The sequence below is a fragment of the Halobacterium sp. KA-6 genome (assembly GCF_021029015.1).
In the GTDB taxonomy this organism is placed as follows: domain Archaea; phylum Halobacteriota; class Halobacteria; order Halobacteriales; family Halobacteriaceae; genus Halobacterium.
The window spans coordinates 1-1,715 of sequence record NZ_JAJJZH010000033.1 but is presented as its reverse complement, the minus strand read 5'-3'; the positions used below and the strand labels follow the sequence as shown (position 1 = coordinate 1,715).

Here is a 1,715-nt window from a genome sequence, read left to right as displayed (position 1 = left end):
TGAAGTGGGACCGCCGAGTTCCGACGGCAGTCCCGTGGCGATTCACTGTCTGCTCTCCGTACTGCGTTTTCGTGGACATAATCAGTGGTCCTCCATCTTCTCGAGAAGACTCCGCCGGTGCGACGCCCGCACCAGCTGCTCGGGCTGGTCGTAGACGCCCGCGATGAGTTCCTCGCTCGTGTTCGCTTTATCCGAAAGTTCGCTAATCGGCCAGCCGCGGTCGCGGTGATTCGTAATCGCGCCCGTCCGGAGCTTGTGCGGGCTCCGCGCAGACGGGCACTTACTACCCTGGCCGTGCTCGCGAGCCTCGCACTCCTCCGGGTCGCGGTCGTGTGGACACGGTCCGCCGAACTCGCACGGCTGCGTGAGGATGTAAATCCAGTTCCGCATCGCGCTCTTCGACAACCGGCCGTTGCCTTTCCGCGTCGCGAGCAGCGGCTCGCGGCCGTGGTCGTCCTCGACGTCCGGCCGGTTCACTCGGAGGTAGCTCGCGAGGACGTCACCGAGCCAATCCGCGATGTTGATGACGCGCTCGCCACCCTCGCCGTTCTTCAACGCCGTCCCGGTCTCCGGCCGGTGCTGCGGCCAGAGAAACGGCAGTTCGACGTCACCGAGAATTTCCTCGACAACAGAAGTCGGGAACTCCGCTTCGAGCTCGTCGCGAACGCGCTCCAGGTCATCACCGTCGAGGTAGACGTCATCGACGTCGAGGGAACGGATCGTCCCGATGCGCGCGGTCGTTCGCCAGAGCAGCGCAAACAGGACGTGCTTCCGACTCGCGTACTGGAACTGGTTGAGGTCGTCGAGGATGGATTCGGCGCGCTCGGCGACGAGCTTCTCCGTGTTGACCTTGTCCTCCTTCGTCAGCGCTGGGATGTCGAGCGCGTTCACGACGTCCCCGCTGACGGCGTTCATGTTCTCGCAGAACTGGAGAAACTGGCGAATCGTCCCGAACTGGTTACTGCGCGTCTGTTTCCCGACGTCCGGGTCGGCACGACGCTCGACTTCGAACTCCTTGACGTCCCGCGTCGTCAGGTCGGCGAGGTCGTCGATTCCCTCACGGTCAAGGTACCGGAGCAACGTCTCGACGCGGTATCGGTAGCTCTGAACCGTCTCGTCGGCCTTCCCCGCGTTCGCCTGCAACCACATCTGGAACGCCTCCCGCGGCGCCGTGGATTCGAGCTCGGGCTCGTCGTCCAACTGATCGCGAATCTCTTCAAGGCGTTCCAGCACTTCGCCGGTCTGTTCGTCAGAATTTTGGTGGTCGTCGTTGTGGTCTTGCATGGTCTGGTAGGCCTGCCGTTGGCGTGCGCTACGGCGTCGTCGCGGCGGGGTCTACGGGACCCGCGGATTGCCACCCGACCGCACCAACTCAGTGCCACCTGTAGGGGTGCGGTCGGGAGTAGCCGCGACGGAGCGGTTTGCTTCTCGGTCGCCATAGCCCATAATACGATGTCTGCCGCTTGGTGAAAGTGGAACTGGAGCCATCAAATTACAGAGCGCTTGTTTTCGGAGGCAAGGACTAGTCTTGCCCGCAGTCCTTGGGTTAAGTGCTCGGTCGTCCACTTTCGCAGTGTGGTCGTCTCGCATGGGCTTTGGCGAGGCGTCCCCGCCGGCTGCCAACCGGCGCACCGACCGACTCCTTCTCCGCACGACGGGAACCACCTCACACCCACCAAGAAATCCGACCTACTTAGACTTTTGCAGTAGATACT

At 62.9% G+C, this 1,715-nt stretch carries 1 protein-coding gene; it reads right to left on the bottom strand.

The features are described 5' to 3' along the window. Window positions 1-81: 81 nt before the first annotated feature. The gene (locus tag LPA46_RS18620) at window positions 82-1,284 is read right to left on the bottom strand and encodes a tyrosine-type recombinase/integrase (protein ID WP_230893806.1); all 1,203 of its coding nucleotides are present in this window, start codon (window positions 1,282-1,284) and stop codon (window positions 82-84) included. Window positions 1,285-1,715 lie beyond the last annotated feature (431 nt).